The sequence below is a fragment of the Allobosea sp. GW821-FHT03A12 genome (genome assembly GCF_058986765.1).
The window spans coordinates 266,131-281,243 of record NZ_JBYSVZ010000007.1 but is presented as its reverse complement, the minus strand read 5'-3'; the positions used below and the strand labels follow the sequence as shown (position 1 = coordinate 281,243).

Sequence of the window (15,113 nt, the reverse complement as noted above, 5' to 3'; positions counted from 1 at the left end):
GGGCGAGGGGTCCGGATTGCGCGCTGCGGTGATGCAGGGCGCGCGGTGTCCGGGTCAAGAGGTCAGAGAGCCGCGCTCAAGGCCGCCCGCGCACCCGCGCCTCCGCCAGCAGCGGCTCCGCGGACAGTTCCGGCGAGGCTGGCGGCAGGTCGGTCGGCAGATGGCGCTGGATCGTCAGCGCCAATTCGTCGAAGCCGTTGTCATAGGTCGAGAAGCGCAGGCGCGGGCCTTCGAAGGAGGAGATCCAGAGATAGCCGGTCCACTCCACGCCGATGCGGGCGAGCTCGTACCAGCTCATCGTGATCGTCCGGCCGGTTATTGTCCGGCGCTCGATGCGCTCACTGTTCCAGCGCACCTGCTCGACCATGGCCTGGGCCGCCAGGAACAGCGTCATGCCGGCGAAGGCGCTGGTGAAGAGCAGCCCCGAGGTCCGATCGACACGCTCGCCCCAGACCACCAGCGTCGCGACCGCGGTGATCAGCAGGCCGGCGAACAGGCCGAGCCAGAAATACGGGCCAGGCGTCAGATAGCGCCATTCGCCATGCCGCCGTGCCCGCCGCCGCTGCAGGCAGACGCAGAGGGCCGTCACGGCCATGAAAGCCGGAACGAACACCGCGATCTTCGTCAGGACATCGACGGACATGGACGGCCTCGGGCGAAGCGGAGCCTGCTTCTACCGAATCTTGCAGGAAGTCCGAAATGCAACCCTTCCGAATGGCAAAGGATTCCTTGCCCGATTCCTGGCGCAATGCAGCGCGGAATCCTTCGGTCGGAACCGTAGCGTTCGTGCTCTGGCCTGACCAAACCGCCTGATAGCCTGCGGCCTGCCACGCAGGAGAATCCAATGAAGCGAGAGATCATTCGTGTCGAGCCGTTCTCGACCTGGGGCGAGCGTCTGAAAGTGCCGTTCTCGCCATTGGTCCGTCATGGCGAGACCCTGTACGTCTCGGGCATGCCGCCCTTCGATCCGGCGACAGGCGAAATCGTCCAGGCGCCGGTCGAGCGCCAGACGGAGCTCGTGCTGGAGCAGATGAAGCTCTGTCTCGAAACCGCCGGCTCGTCGCTGGCGAATGTGCTCAAATGCAACGTCTATTGCACCTCCCCGGACAAGTTCGCCGCCGTCAACGCGGTCTATGCCCGCTATTTCCCCAAGGATCCGCCAGCCCGCATCTTTCTCTGCGTGCCGGTCTGGTTCGGGCCTTTCGACATCGAGATCGACTGCATCGCTGCGGCCTAGAAAAGGCGCCTGCGTCACGGCCGCACTCCTGACATGACGAAGCGGCTGCGGCATCCTACATGCAGGCCATGAATCGCGAACGCCCAGACGACGTGCCGGAAGAAGAGTTCGAGGACGAGGAGGAGCTGTCTTCCACGCCCGAGGCCGCGCTCGATCTCGGCGAGGCCGCTCCCGGCGCGCTCAAGGCCGGCATCGAGGTGATCGCTGACTTCGCCAAGCATCTGCCGAACAGGCCCGGCGTCTACCGGATGTTCGATCGCGCCGGCGAGGTGCTCTATGTCGGCAAGGCCAAGAGCCTGAAGAACCGGGTCACGGCCTATGCCCGCGGCATGGCGCACACCAATGCGGTGGCGCGGATGATCGCCGAGACGGCGAACATGGAGTTCGTCACCACCGGCACCGAGACCGAGGCGCTGCTGCTCGAATCGAACCTGATCAAGCAGCTGCGGCCGCGCTACAACGTGCTGCTGCGCGACGACAAATCCTTCCCCTATATCTTCCTCTCTGGCGATCATCCGGCGCCGCAGATCGCCAAGCATCGCGGCTCGCGCCAGCGCAAGGGCGACTATTTCGGCCCCTTCGCCTCGGTTTGGGCGGTGGAGCGCACCATCGACGCGCTGCAGAAGGCGTTTCTCCTGCGCTCCTGCTCGGACAGCTATTACGAGAACCGCACCCGGCCCTGCCTGCTCTTCCAGATCAAGCGCTGCTCCGGCCCCTGCACCGGCGAAATCTCGCATACCGACTATCAGGGCCTCGCCGACCAGGCGCGCGCCTTCCTCTCCGGCCGCTCCTCGGCGGTGAAGCAGCTCCTGTCCGAACGCATGCAGGCGGCGGCCGAGGAGCTCGAATTCGAGAAGGCGGCGCGCTATCGCGACCGTTTGGCGGCGCTGTCGGCCGTGCAGGCCGGGCAGGACATCAACACGCAAGGGGTAGAGGAGGCGGATGTCTTCGCCATCGACGAGCAGGCCGGGCAGTTCTGCGTCGAGATCTTCTTCTTCCGCAACAAGCAGAACTGGGGCAACCGCGCCCTCTTCCCGCGTGCCGACAAGAGCCTGAACCCGGCCGAGGTGCTGGCGTCGGTGGTCACCCAGTTCTACGACGACAAGCCGCCGCCGAAGCTCGTCCTGCTCTCGCATGAGCTGGCGGAGGCCGACCTGATCGCACAGGCGCTCTGCGAGCGCGCCGGCCGCAAGGTCGAGCTGGCGACGCCCAAGCGCGGCGAGCGGCGCGATCTCGTCGCCCATGCCCAGAAGAACGCGCATGAGGCGCTCGCCCGCAAGCTCGCCGACAGCGCCGGCCAGCAGAGCCTGCTCAATGCGCTTGGCATTGCGTTCGGTCTGGAGAAGGCGCCACGCCGCGTCGAGGTCTACGACAACTCGCACATCATGGGCACCAATGCGGTCGGCGGCATGATCGTCGCCGGGCGGGACGGCTTCATGAAGAGCCATTACCGCACCTTCAACATCTCGGCCGACACCATCGCCGGCGACGATTTCGGCATGATGCGCGAGGTGCTGAAGCGCAGGTTCACGCGGCTGGCGAAGGAGACGGGAACCTCAACGGACTCTCCTCCCCCTTGTGGGGAGGAGTTGGAGGTGGGGGTCGCCCAGCTTGGGGAGACCGCACCAAGCGGAACAACCCCCATCCCTCTCCCTTCCCCACAAGGGGGAAGGGAAGCGCCCGCATCCGAGGCGTCCGATAGCGACGACTCGGCCTTCCCCTCTCGCCCCGACCTCGTCATCGTCGACGGCGGCAAGGGCCAGTTCGAGGCTGCCCGCAAGATCATGGCCGAATGCGGCGTGACCGACATCGCCCTCGTCGCCATCGCCAAGGGCGAGGACCGCAACGCCATGCGCGAGACCTTCTTCATGGTCGGCAAGGAGCCGTTCAAGCTGCCGCCGCGCGATCCCGCCCTGTTCTTCATCCAGCGCCTGCGCGACGAGGCCCACCGCTTCGCCATCGGCACCCACCGCGCCAAGCGCAAGCGCGACATCAAGACCAACCCGCTCGACGAGATTCCGGGCATCGGTCCCTCGCGCAAACGGGCGCTGCTGCTGCATTTCGGCACGGTGAAGGCGATCCAGCGCGCCAAGCTCGACGACCTGATGCGGACGCCCGGCGTCAACGCCGCCACGGCCAAGGCGGTGCATGCCCATTTCCATGAGCATTGAACAGCGGATTGCCCACTCAGCCCTCATCCTGAGGAGCCGCCTAGCGGCGTCTCGAAGGATGAGGGCTGGGAAATGGTTCGGTCGTGCCTGCGGTGAATTGCCGGGTCACACTCTTGCGTGTTGACGCTGTCATGAAGGCGCTGTTTTGGTGGGTGTCGTGACGAGTCTCAACGAAGCCATCCGCCGCCGGGGACCCTGGTCCCTGCCGAACCTTCTCACCTATGGCCGGATCATCGCGATTCCGGCGCTGGTGGCGCTGCTGTTCTGGCCCTGGGACGACTGGGCCCGCTGGACGGCGCTCGGGATCTATGTCGTCGCCGCCGTCACCGATTATCTCGATGGCTGGCTCGCCCGCAGCTGGGGCCAGCAATCGGCGATCGGGCGCATGCTCGATCCGATTGCCGACAAGCTTCTGGTCTGCGCCCTCTTGCTGATGCTCGTCCACACCGAGACGATCAAGGGCTGGGCGATCTGGGCGGCGATCGTCATCCTCTGCCGCGAGATCCTGGTCTCGGGCCTGCGCGAGTTCCTGGCCGAGCTCAAGGTCAGCGTCCCCGTCAGCAAGGTCGCCAAATACAAGACCACGGCGCAGTTGTTCGCGCTCGGCTTCCTGGTCGCCGGCCCCGCCGGTGACAAGGTCCTGCCCTACAACACCCAGATCGGGATCGTGATGCTGTGGATCGCGGCGGTTCTGACCATCTATACCGGCTGGGACTATCTGAATTCCGGCATCCGCCATCTCGTCGAGGAGGACGAGCGCGCGTCATGAGCATGGCCACTGCCGAACCCGCCAGCCTGCGGCTGGTCTATTTCGCCTGGGTGCGCGAGCGTGTCGGCCTCACCGAGGAGACGGTTACGCCGCCGGCCGGCACTGCGACCATCGCCGATCTCGTGCGCTGGCTGAAGACGCGTGGCGAGGGCTATGAGCTCGCCTTCGAGAACGAGGCGGTCGTGCGCGCCGCGGTCGACCAGACCCATGCCAAGCCGGCGACGGCGATCGCAGGAGCCCGCGAGGTCGCCTTCTTCCCGCCGATGACCGGCGGCTGAGCCGACGCCATGACGCCGCTCGTCCGCATCCAGCGCCAGGATTTCGACATCGGCGCCGAGATCGCGGCGCTGACTGGCGGCAATCCGAACATCGGCGCGGTCGTCTCCTTCGCCGGCCTCTGCCGTGACGAGAGCGGCCGGCTCGCGGCGCTCGAGCTCGAGCATTATCCGGGGATGGCCGAGGCCGAGATCGCCCGCGTCGCCGCGCAGGCCGCCGAACGCTGGCCGCTCTATGGCCTGCTCGCCATCCATCGCTTCGGGCTGATCAGGCCGGGCGAGCAGATCGTGCTTGTCATCGCCGCGGCGAGCCATCGCCGCGAGGCTTTCGAAGCCGCCGATTTCCTGATGGACTATCTCAAGACCCGCGCCCCGTTCTGGAAGCGCGAGCATCTCGCCGACGGCACGCTCGGCGGCTGGGTCGAAGCCAAGGCGGATGACGACGATGCGGCACAGCGCTGGGAGCAGGTATCCTGACCGGGTGAGATCGCTCGTTGCGGGCGGTGCGCTGGCCATGCTGCCGGCGCTCGTCTTCGCGGCGACGCCGGAGCCGAAAGGCTTCCGCGACTGGATCGCCGGCTGCGACAATCTCAAGAGCTGCACGGCGCTCTCCGTCCCCTCCGACGGCATCGACACGATCGCCTATCTGCGCCTGGAGCGCCCGGCCGGGCCCGAAGGGGCGGCCAAGCTGATCCTGCGCCTCAGCGGCGAATGGCAGAAGCCGCCTCTGTCCGTCGAGCTCAAGCTCGATGGCGTGGCTTTCCCGGCTGGCGGCAAGCCCATGCCGGTCTCCGCCGGCAGCGATCCGGTGACGGTGACCTTCCAGCCGGCCGAGATGGCTGCGTTCATCGACGCGGCGCGCAAGGCGACGAAGCTGTCGATCGCCGCTCCCGGCGTAAAGGCGGAGGTCTCGCTCTCCGGCGCCGTTGCGGCGCTGCTCTGGATCGACGAGCAGCAGGGCCGCCTCAACACGCCCTCGGCCCTGATTCGGAAGGGCAGCGCCGGAACCGTCCCGGCCGCTCCGGCGCTGCCGGTGATCACGGCCAGGCCGTCGAGCGGCTCTCTCTCGGAGAAAGATGCGAAGGCGCTCGCCGCGGCGCTGCGCAAGCAGATCAAGCAGCGCGATCCCGACCAGTGCGAGGATGGCGAGATGACGACCAAGACCGACACGGCCTGGCGGCTCGACGGCCAGCGCAGCCTCGTCTCGCTGACCTGCTCGCTCGGTGCCTACAATGCCTCCAACGCTTTCTGGATCGTCGAGAACGGCGCGGTGACGGGCGCCAGGCCCGTCGAGTTCCCATGGACGGACGACAGCGAGAAGAACACGCTGGTCAACGGCGAGTTCGACCCGAAGACCGGCCGCATCGACTATTTCGCCAAGGGGCGCGGCGTCGGCGATTGCGGCGCCCTGGGCGGCTATGCCTGGACCGGCACCAGCTTCGCCCTGACCGGGTTCAGCATGATGGGCGAATGCCGCGGCATCAGCTCCGACGACTGGATCACGCTGTTCCGCAGCGAGGTCAGGACGGCGAAATAGGCCTCGGCCCTACCCCGCTCCATCTTTGCCGTCATTCCGGTGCCGGCGACGGGCCTGAGCCCCGACTTACGGTGCGCTTCAACGTCATGGAGCGCTGCGCCCATGTGTCGGCAAGACATCGTCGAAGACGGCAAGAAAAAAGGCCGGCGTCCCGAAGGAGCCGGCCTAGAAGTTTGAAACATCCAGCGCAAAGCGCCAAACATCTCAGAGGGGAACGGCTGGAACGAACTCAACGCCGGGAGGAGATGCGGAGCCCGTTCCGAACAACCGTGGACTGAATATCGGGCAGACCCTGCCTTTTCGCAATGCAGCATTGGGCGGGTCGGTTATGCGCTGGCAACATGACTCATTACTAGAATTCGTCACAATTGCCAGGAGACCGCGCGTGGCACGCATGCGCAGCCGACATGAAGCACGGCGCTGCCGGGATTTGCGGCAGCGCCTGCCCGTTTTTCAATAGGTCCAGCGTTGCGCCTTCTGGATCAGGAAATCGCGGAAGACCTGCACGCGGGCGACCGATTTCATCTCCTCCGGATAGACCAGATAGCTTTCGAGCTGCGGCATCTCGGTCTCGCGCATCAGCTGCACGAGCGGCGAGCCGGCCTCGATCAGGTAGTCGGGCAGGATGGCGATGCCGGCGCCCGAATCGACCGCGCGCTTCATCGCCGTGATGTTGTTGACGGTGAGATGGATGGCGCGCGGGTTGCGCTGGTCGCGCCCGAGCGTGCCGAGCCAGTGCACCGCCGTCAGATAGGACGGCGAGGAGGCGCCGAAGGAGAGCAGCCGGTGGTTGTCGAGATCCTCGAAGCTCTTCGGCTCGCCGAAGCGCTTGATGTAGGCCGGCGCGCCGTAGACGTGGAAGTGCACGGTGAAGAGCCGGCGCTGGATCAGGTCGGGCTGCTGCGGCTGACGCAGGCGAATCGCGATGTCGGCCTCGCGCATCGAGAGGTCGAGTTCCTCGTCGGTGAGGATGAGCTCGACCTTGATGTCGGGGTAGAGATCCAGGAACTCGGCGAGGCGGGGCGTCAGCCAATGGCCGCCAAGGCCGCGTGTGGCGGTGACCTTGAGCTCGCCGGACGGATGCTCGCGCGTTTCCGAGAGCTGGGCACGCGTGCGTTCCAGGCGCTGCGTCATCTCACGCGCGGCGCGCCAGAGCAGTTCGCCTTGCTCGGTGAGAATGAGGCCGCGCGTGTGCCGGTGGAACAGCGGTGCGCGCAATTCGCGCTCCAGCGCGCCAATCTGGCGGCTTACAGCCGATTGGCTGAGGCCCAAACCATCGCCTGCCTTGGTGAAGCTTCCCGATTCAGCAACCGTGTAGAAGATTCGGATGCGGTCCCAATCCACCGCTTTCCCCCCGTGTTATGCGTTCAACGCATGATGGGGGGATAGCTGTGTCCGGTCAACGACTCCTTTGCCGGGACCGTTGATTTTAGCCCTTAATATCGTGCTGGAATTGATCAATTCCAGTGATGGGTGGGCGCTTCTGTTATTCCGCGGCTTCGCGCACGCCCAGTTCCTGCGCCATCAGCCAGCGTTCGGCGTCGAGCGCGGCCATGCAGCCGAGGCCGGCCGCGGTCACGGCCTGACGGTAATGCTCATCGGTGACGTCGCCAGCGGCGAAGACACCGGGCACATTGGTCTGGGTCGTGCCGGGCGTGACCTCGAGATAGCCCGAATCGCGCATGGCGAGCTGGCCCACGAACAGCTCGGTCGCCGGCTTGTGCCCGATGGCGACGAAGACGCCGTCGGTCGGCAGGTCCTGCATCGCCCCGCTCTTCAGGTTGCGCAGGCGCACATGGGTGACGGAGGGCGGCTGCGTGCCGCCGAGGATCTCCGCGACCTCCGAATCCCAGATCACCTCGATCTTGGGATGCTTGAACAGGCGCTCCTGCATCACCTTTTCGGCGCGCAGCGAATCGCGCCGGTGCACCAGCGTGACCTTGCTCGCGAGATTGGCGAGGTAGAGCGCCTCCTCGACCGCGGTGTTGCCGCCGCCGACCACGACGACCTGCTTGTTGCGGAAGAAGAAGCCGTCGCAGGTGGCGCAGGCCGAGACACCGAAGCCCTGGAAGGCCTGCTCGGAGGGCAGGCCGAGCCACTTGGCCTGGGCGCCGGTCGAGACGATCAGCGAGTCGCAGGAATAGGTGTCGCCGCCATCGCCCCAAAGCCGGAACGGACGCTGCGAAAGATCGACACGGGCGATGTGGTCGGAGACCATCTTCGTGCCCATGTGCTGCGCCTGCGCCTGCATCTGCTCCATCAGCCAGGGGCCCTGGATCACGTCGGCGAAGCCGGGATAGTTCTCGACATCGGTGGTGATCATGAGCTGGCCGCCGGCCTGCAGTCCGGAGATCAGCACCGGCTCGAGCATGGCGCGGGCGGCATAGATCGCGGCGGTGTAGCCGGCCGGGCCGGAGCCGATGATCATCACCTTGGCGTGGATATGGGCCATCTGTCTGGTTCCTGAGCCGGCACGAGCCGGTGATATCGGTATCGGGACGGCTCTATGCCAGCCCCATCGCTGCCTCGTGACGCCGCCAGCCCTCGTAGATGGCGGCCGCGATCGTTCCGGTCGAGTCTAGCGGGTCGTAGCGGGCGCCTTCAAGCTTGCCCTGGAAATGGTGCACAGCGCCGTAGCGCTTCAGCGCCTCCAGGAACTTCGCCAGCTTGCCGTGGCCGCCATGTGGCTCGAATACCAGGATCGGCACGCCGGTCGCGGCCGCCTCTCCAATCATGTTGGTGGAATCGGCGGTGGCGACGATGGCGTCGGCATTGGCGAGCAGCGGCACATAGGGGTTGGCGCCGGAGCTGTCCCACCACCAGCCGCCATGGCGGCGGAAGACCTCGCCGATCGCGGCGTCGAGCGCCGGCGGGGTGCGGCGCGAGCGCGAGCCCATCAGCGCGACGCCGGAAGCGGCGAGCGCGTCGAGCTCGCGGGCGAAGCGCTCGATGTCCTCCGGGCGGAACCTATGATGCCGGCTGTCGCCGCCGGCCAGAACGGCGGCGCGGGGCAAGGGCAGGGCGGCGATCTCGGGCAACGGCGTGGCCCGCGCCGCGGCCAGGGCCTCCGGCGCGAGCCGGTGCGGCGAGGTGATCGTCACCAGCACGTTGTCGCCACGCAGCCGGTCGTGCTCGGAGACCCAGATCAGGTCGGCGCTGCCGGTTCCGGTGCGGGGATCCTTGAGGAAGACGGTGAAGGTCGCCCCGTTCGAGGCCTTCTTGACGGCGCGCAGATAGGCGACGGCGCGCCGGCCCGAGGCGATGGCGATATCGGGGAAGGGCGGGCGGATCGGGCTGCCCGGCCGGTCGGGCGCCTCGCGCGGATCGATCGGCCCGCGCGGCATCAGCCAGCTCCAGGGCTTGCCGGGATTGATCCGGCGGACCTCCGGGACGACGCCCATGCGCTCGGCGACGCCGAGGCATTGCACCTCGTCGCCGGCCTTGCCGTCGGTCAAAACCCAGAGGGAGGGCATCTTTTCTGTCGGCACGGCGGTTTGGCCCGGGATTGGCAGGGATCGACGCCTTGTAACGCGTCGATGGCCCGTCTACACCTGCGCGGCCATTTTTCAGGAGGATTTGTGCGCGCCAAACTCGACGAGATCGATCTCCGTATCCTGACGGAGCTGCAGAGTGACGGCCGCATGACCAATGTCGAGCTCGCGAGCCGGGTCGGCATCTCGCCGCCGCCTTGCCTCAGGCGTGTCCGCGCGCTGGAGGAGGCAGGTGTCATCACCGGCTATCGCGCCCTGCTCGACGAGCGCAAGCTTGGCATCGAGGTGGTCTGCTTCGCCTTCGTTCATCTCGCCAGCCAGGCCGAGGCGGATCTCGCCGTCTTCCAGGAGCGCATCCGCAGCTGGTCGCTGGTGCGCGAATGCTGGACGCTGTCCGGCGATATCGACTTCATCCTGAAATGCGTCGCGACCGACCTGAAAGCCTTCCAGGATTTCGTCGCCGACCTGACGGCGCTGCCGAATGTGCGCAATGTCCGCACCGCGCTGGCGCTCGACCGGGTCAAGGACGCGCCGATCGCGCCGCTTTAGCTCGCTCCACCCCCGACCGCCCGCCTGATCCATTGTGCGTTGCTGGCCACCAGCGCCTCGATCCGGCGCTGGTCGACATCCGGGCGATACCAGGCGCCGCCATAGCTCGGCGCCATGATCGCGAGGATCGGGTAGCGGCCGATCTCGCGGCCGTCGGCGCCGATCAGCCGGGCCTCGCTTTCGAGCGTGTCGTTGCCGAGGGTGACGGCCTGCCCGCCGGCATAACTCGTCAGGTAAAGCCCGGTGACTGTCACCAGCAGGGTCGCGCCGCGCCCGGCGCCCGCAGTGCGCAGGCCCGCGAGTTCACGCTCCAGCATCGGTCTGATCGCCGCTGCGGTCGCGCTCTGTCCCTTGGCCGCCAGCGGCCCGGTGTCGACGCGGATCGCACCGATCGCGACAGGGGACGCGGTTTGCGCGGTTGTCTGGCAGCCCGCCAGCAAGGTGGCGACGAAGCCGGTCAGGATGGTGCGACGTGTGAACATGATCTCAGGCGCTGAGATAGTGCCGGATCCACTGGGCATTGTTCTCCAGCAAGGCAGCGATGCGGCGCTGATCGACATCGGGGCGGTACCAGGCGCCGCCGGAGGTCGATGGCAGCATCGAGCGGATCTCGCGGCTGAGGGGCGGGCCGCCACGGTCGGCCAGCTCGATGACGCTCAGCATGTTGTCGTCGCTGCCGCCGCTGCCGTCGCCGGGCATGCCACCGCCGGCCCCCGCGCCGAGCCAGAGCCAGAGCACGGTCACATGCAGCGTCGGGCCGCCGCGGCGGCGCAAGGGCAGAAGCTCGCTGGCGAGCCGGCTTTCGAAGGCCCGGCCGATGCGCGGAGCGTTCTCGCCCCAGCCCAGCGGGCCGAGGCTGCGGGCGTCGACCTTGATCGCGCCGATCGAAACGGGCTGCGCCAGGGCCGGAAGCGAAACGAGCCCGCCGGCGGCGAGCGCGGCGGACCCGGTGAGAAATGCGCGACGGGTGGTCATGGCGTGGTCTCCGGCAGGCAGACCTCTAATCTAGGGGCTGCCGCCGGGCTGGCCAAGTCGCTCCGCTCGCTTAGCGGAAGGCGACGTTAACGACCTCGTAGGACTTGCCGCCGCCGGGCGTGTTGACCTGGACGGAATCGCCGACCTTCTTGCCGATCAGGGCACGCGCGATCGGCGAGCCGATCGAGACCTTGCCGGACTTCACATCCGATTCCGGCTCGCCGACGATCTGGTAGAGCTTCTTCTCCTCGGTGTCGTCGTCGATCAGGGTGACGGTCGCGCCGAACTTGATAGTGTCGCCGCCGAGCTTGCTGACATCGATGATGTCGGCGCGGCCGATCAGCGATTCCAGCTCCATGATGCGGCCCTCGTTCAGCGACTGGGCCTCCTTGGCGGCATGGTATTCGGCGTTCTCCGAGAGATCGCCCAGCGCGCGCGCTTCGGCGATCGCCGTGATGATACGCGGGCGCTCGACCTGCTGGCGCTGCTTCAACTCGACTTCCAGGGCCGCGAAACCGCCGGCCGTCATGGGAACCTTGTCCATCGTTCCGTCCCAGTTATGAAAAGCGATCGGTCACGCGCCAGCTTAAGGCCAACGCGCCCGAATCGCTCCCGATCGTCGGAAAACTACTTCGCCGCGCAGCCGGTCAGGCGGCGCGGGCGAAATAGGATTGCAGCGACCTCACTTCGAGATCGCCGCTGCAATAGGCCTTGATGCCCTCCGCCGCGGCGATCGCTCCGGCCAAGGTGGTATAATAGGGCACCTTGTGCAAGAGGGCCGCCCGGCGCAGCGAGCGCGAGTCCGCCAGCGCCTGTGGACCGTCGGTGGTGTTGAAGACGAGCTGAATCTCGCCGTTCTTGATCGCATCGACGACGTGCGGGCGGCCTTCCAGCACCTTGTTGATCTTGCTGGCGCGGATGCCGTTGTCCTGGAGCAGGCGCAGCGTGCCGCCGGTCGCGACGATCTGGAAGCCAAGCTCGGCCAGGATCGCCATGGAGGGCAGGATGCGCGGCTTGTCCTCGTCACGCACCGAGACGAAGACCGTGCCCTTGACCGGCACCTTCGAGCCGGCGCCGAGCTGGCTCTTAGCGAAGGCGACGTCGAAGGAGCGGTCGAGGCCGATGACCTCGCCGGTCGAGCGCATCTCCGGCCCGAGCAGGACGTCGACGCCGGGGAAGCGGGCGAAGGGGAATACGGCCTCCTTCACGCCGACATGGTCGAGCTTCTCCTGCTTGAGGCCGAAGCTGGCGAGCTTCTCGCCGGCCATCAGCCGCGCCGCGATCTTGGCGATCGGCTTGCCGATGACCTTGGCGACGAAGGGCACGGTGCGCGAGGCCCGCGGATTGACCTCGAGCACATAGATCTCGCCGTCCTTGATGGCGTACTGCACGTTCATCAGGCCGCCGACATCGAGGGCGAGCGCCATCGCCTTGCTCTGGCGCTCCAGCTCGGCGATCAGCTCGGGCGAGAGCGAGCGCGGCGGCAGCGAGCAGGCCGAATCGCCGGAATGGATGCCGGCCTCCTCGATATGCTCCATGATGCCGGCGATGAAGGCGTCCTTGCCGTCGCAGAGGCAGTCGACGTCGACCTCGATCGCATCTGAGAGATAACGGTCGAACAGCAGCGGGTTCTTGCCGAGCACCGTGTTGATCTGGCCGGTCTTGTCGTTCGGGTACTTGGCCTTGACCTCGGAGGGGATCAGCGAGGGCAGGGTGCCGAGCAGGTAGTCCTCGAACATCACCTCGTCGCGGATGATCGCCATGGCGCGGCCGCCGAGCACATAGGACGGGCGCACCACGAAGGGCAGGCCGAGCTCGGCCGCGATCAGGCGCGACTGCTCGACCGAATAGGCGATGCCGTTCTTCGGCTGCTTGAGGTGAAGCTTGTCGAGCAAGCGCTTAAACCGGTCGCGGTCCTCGGCGAGGTCGATCGCATCCGGCGTCGTGCCGAGGATCGGGATGCCGGCCTCTTCCAGCGCATGCGCCAGCTTCAGCGGGGTCTGGCCGCCGAACTGGACGATGACGCCGTGGAGCGTGCCGGCCTGCTTCTCGGTCTCGAGGATCTCGAGCACGTCCTCGGCGGTCAGCGGCTCGAAATAGAGCCGGTCCGAGGTGTCGTAGTCGGTCGAGACCGTCTCGGGATTGCAGTTGACCATGATGGTCTCGTAGCCGGCGTCACGCAGGGCGTAGCAGGCATGGCAGCAGCAATAGTCGAACTCGATGCCCTGGCCGATGCGGTTCGGCCCGCCGCCGAGGATGACGACCTTCTTGGCGTCCGACGGCTTGGCCTCGTCGGCGGGCGCGCCGGCGAACGGCATGGCGTAGGTCGAGTACATATAGGCGGTCGGCGAGGCGAACTCGGCGGCGCAGGTGTCGATGCGCTTGTAGACCGGGCGGACCTTCAGCGAGCGGCGCAGCGTTCGGACCTCGGCTTCACTCTTGCCGGAGACGGCAGCGAGGCGCTTGTCGGAGAAGCCCATCGCCTTGAGCTGGCGGAAGGCGATCGGGGTCTGCGGCAGGCCGTATTTGCGGACCTTCTGCTCGGCGTCGACGATGCCGCGCATCTGCTCGAGGAACCAGGGGTCGACCTTGCAGCTCTCATGGATCTGCTCGTCGGTGAAACCGGCGCGCATCGCCTGGCCGATCTGGAGGATGCGGTCCGGCGTCGGGGTCGAGAGCGCCGCCTTGATCGCGTTCCTGTCGTCGCCCTGGCCGAGGCCCTCGATCTCGATCTCGTCGAGCCCGTCGAGGCCGGTCTCCAGCGAGCGCAGCGCCTTCTGCAGCGATTCCTGGAAGGTGCGGCCGATCGCCATGGCTTCGCCGACCGACTTCATCGCGGTGGTCAGCGTCGGCTCGGAGCCGGGGAACTTCTCGAAGGCGAAGCGCGGGATCTTGGTGACGACATAGTCGATGGTCGGCTCGAACGAGGCCGGGGTGGCGCCGCCGGTGATGTCGTTCTCGATCTCGTCGAGCGTGTAGCCGACGGCGAGGCGCGCCGCGACCTTGGCGATCGGGAAGCCGGTCGCCTTCGACGCCAGCGCCGAGGAACGCGAGACGCGCGGGTTCATCTCGATGACGATCATCCGGCCGGTCTCGGGATCGACGGCGAACTGCACGTTCGAGCCGCCGGTCTCGACGCCGATCTCGCGCAGCACCGCCAGCGAGGCGTCGCGCATGATCTGGTATTCCTTGTCGGTCAGCGTCAGCGCCGGGGCGACAGTGATCGAATCGCCGGTGTGGACGCCCATCGGGTCGAGATTCTCGATCGAGCAGACGATGATGCAGTTGTCCGCCTTATCGCGGACGACCTCCATCTCGTACTCCTTCCAGCCGAGGACGCTCTCCTCGATCAGGATTTCGCTGGTCGGCGAGGCGTCGATGCCACGCTCGCAGATCTCGATGAACTCGCTCTTGTTGTAGGCGATGCCGCCGCCGGTGCCGCCCATGGTGAAGGAGGGGCGGATGATCGTCGGCAGGCCGATATCCTCCAGCGCTTCCAGCGCCGCGCCGAGCGTCTTGACGTGGTGCGAGCGCGGGGTCGAGAGGCCGATCTTGGTCATCGCCTCGCGGAAGCGCTCGCGATCCTCGGCCTTGTCGATCGCGTCGGCGGTGGCGCCGATCATCTCGACGTCGAACTTCTCCAGCACGCCCATCTTCTGCAGCGAGAGGGCGCAGTTCAGCGCAGTCTGGCCGCCCATGGTCGGCAGCAGGGCAAAGCCGCCGGCTAAGACATTGCGTTCCTTCTCGATGATCTTGGCAACGACCTCGGGCGTGATCGGCTCGACATAGGTCGCGTCGGCCAGCTCCGGATCGGTCATGATCGTCGCCGGGTTCGAGTTGACCAGGACGATGCGATAGCCTTCGGCCTTCAGCGTCTTGCAGGCCTGGGTGCCGGAATAGTCGAACTCGCAGGCCTGGCCGATGATGATGGGGCCCGCGCCGATGATCAGGATCGTCTTGATGTCTGTGCGCTTGGGCATGGTCTCGACCGGTTCCGTGCGGGCGCGCAGGGCCCATCCGATCGCAAGGAGCGGAGGCCAGCGAGCGCCCAAAGATGAATGCTAGGCGCTCGCTATAGACGGGCGAGGCGGCGGGGGGAAGCGGAAAGC

The 15,113-nt window shown here is 66.9% G+C and carries 15 protein-coding genes; 7 read left to right on the top strand and 8 right to left on the bottom strand.

Annotation, left to right across the window (positions count from 1 at the left end):
* Window positions 1–76: 76 nt before the first annotated feature.
* A complete protein-coding gene (locus AC3WLC_RS26615) occupies window positions 77–643 on the bottom strand; it encodes a hypothetical protein (protein ID WP_493686907.1) in 567 nt (188 codons plus the stop codon).
* A gap of 201 nt (window positions 644–844) precedes the next feature.
* Between AC3WLC_RS26615 and AC3WLC_RS26610 the strand changes: the two genes are divergently transcribed.
* From AC3WLC_RS26610 to AC3WLC_RS26585, 6 genes are all read left to right on the top strand, one after another.
* Complete coding sequence (locus tag AC3WLC_RS26610) at window positions 845–1,237, top strand: RidA family protein (protein WP_493686906.1); 393 nt, start codon at window positions 845–847, stop codon at window positions 1,235–1,237.
* A gap of 68 nt (window positions 1,238–1,305) precedes the next feature.
* A complete protein-coding gene (gene uvrC / locus AC3WLC_RS26605) occupies window positions 1,306–3,408 on the top strand; it encodes an excinuclease ABC subunit UvrC (RefSeq protein WP_493687152.1) in 2,103 nt (700 codons plus the stop codon).
* A 157-nt stretch (window positions 3,409–3,565) separates the two neighbouring features.
* Window positions 3,566–4,177 (top strand): CDP-diacylglycerol--glycerol-3-phosphate 3-phosphatidyltransferase, encoded by a 612-nt coding sequence (gene pgsA, locus AC3WLC_RS26600; protein WP_493686905.1) that lies wholly within the window; start codon window positions 3,566–3,568, stop codon window positions 4,175–4,177.
* A 26-nt stretch (window positions 4,178–4,203) separates the two neighbouring features.
* A complete protein-coding gene (moaD, locus tag AC3WLC_RS26595) occupies window positions 4,204–4,455 on the top strand; it encodes a molybdopterin converting factor subunit 1 (protein WP_346359904.1) in 252 nt (83 codons plus the stop codon).
* 9 nt (window positions 4,456–4,464) lie between these two features.
* A complete protein-coding gene (locus tag AC3WLC_RS26590; protein WP_493686904.1) occupies window positions 4,465–4,929 on the top strand; it encodes a molybdenum cofactor biosynthesis protein MoaE in 465 nt (154 codons plus the stop codon).
* Between the two features lie 4 nt (window positions 4,930–4,933).
* Complete coding sequence (locus AC3WLC_RS26585) at window positions 4,934–5,989, top strand: DUF1176 domain-containing protein (RefSeq protein WP_493686903.1); 1,056 nt, start codon at window positions 4,934–4,936, stop codon at window positions 5,987–5,989.
* 453 nt (window positions 5,990–6,442) lie between these two features.
* Here AC3WLC_RS26585 and AC3WLC_RS26580 read toward each other — a convergent pair whose 3' ends face one another.
* The 3 genes from AC3WLC_RS26580 to AC3WLC_RS26570 form a co-directional block, all read right to left on the bottom strand.
* Complete coding sequence (locus AC3WLC_RS26580) at window positions 6,443–7,333, bottom strand: LysR family transcriptional regulator (protein WP_291678803.1); 891 nt, start codon at window positions 7,331–7,333, stop codon at window positions 6,443–6,445.
* 142 nt (window positions 7,334–7,475) lie between these two features.
* Window positions 7,476–8,441, bottom strand: coding sequence for a thioredoxin-disulfide reductase (gene trxB, locus AC3WLC_RS26575; protein ID WP_493686902.1), 966 nt, complete (start codon window positions 8,439–8,441; stop codon window positions 7,476–7,478).
* Window positions 8,442–8,493: 52 nt separating this feature from the next.
* Entirely contained in the window at window positions 8,494–9,462 is a 969-nt protein-coding gene (locus AC3WLC_RS26570) for a mitochondrial fission ELM1 family protein (protein WP_493686901.1), read from the bottom strand.
* 105 nt (window positions 9,463–9,567) lie between these two features.
* Here AC3WLC_RS26570 and AC3WLC_RS26565 point away from each other — a divergent pair, with 105 nt between their 5' ends.
* Window positions 9,568–10,029, top strand: a complete 462-nt coding sequence (locus AC3WLC_RS26565; RefSeq protein ID WP_100964077.1) for an Lrp/AsnC family transcriptional regulator — start codon at window positions 9,568–9,570, stop codon at window positions 10,027–10,029.
* Here the strand turns inward: AC3WLC_RS26565 and AC3WLC_RS26560 are convergent.
* The 4 genes from AC3WLC_RS26560 to carB all read right to left on the bottom strand — a co-directional run bounded on the left by AC3WLC_RS26560 (window position 10,026) and on the right by carB (window position 14,984).
* Complete coding sequence (locus tag AC3WLC_RS26560) at window positions 10,026–10,511, bottom strand: hypothetical protein (RefSeq protein WP_493686899.1); 486 nt, start codon at window positions 10,509–10,511, stop codon at window positions 10,026–10,028. The two genes, AC3WLC_RS26565 and AC3WLC_RS26560, sit on opposite strands and share 4 nt — an antisense overlap.
* 4 nt (window positions 10,512–10,515) lie before the next feature.
* A complete protein-coding gene (locus tag AC3WLC_RS26555) occupies window positions 10,516–11,004 on the bottom strand; it encodes a twin-arginine translocation signal domain-containing protein (protein ID WP_493686898.1) in 489 nt (162 codons plus the stop codon).
* A gap of 70 nt (window positions 11,005–11,074) precedes the next feature.
* A complete protein-coding gene (gene greA / locus AC3WLC_RS26550; RefSeq protein WP_346359866.1) occupies window positions 11,075–11,548 on the bottom strand; it encodes a transcription elongation factor GreA in 474 nt (157 codons plus the stop codon).
* A gap of 103 nt (window positions 11,549–11,651) precedes the next feature.
* Window positions 11,652–14,984, bottom strand: coding sequence for a carbamoyl-phosphate synthase large subunit (carB, locus tag AC3WLC_RS26545; RefSeq protein WP_493686896.1), 3,333 nt, complete (start codon window positions 14,982–14,984; stop codon window positions 11,652–11,654).
* Between the last annotated feature and the right edge of the window lie 129 nt (window positions 14,985–15,113).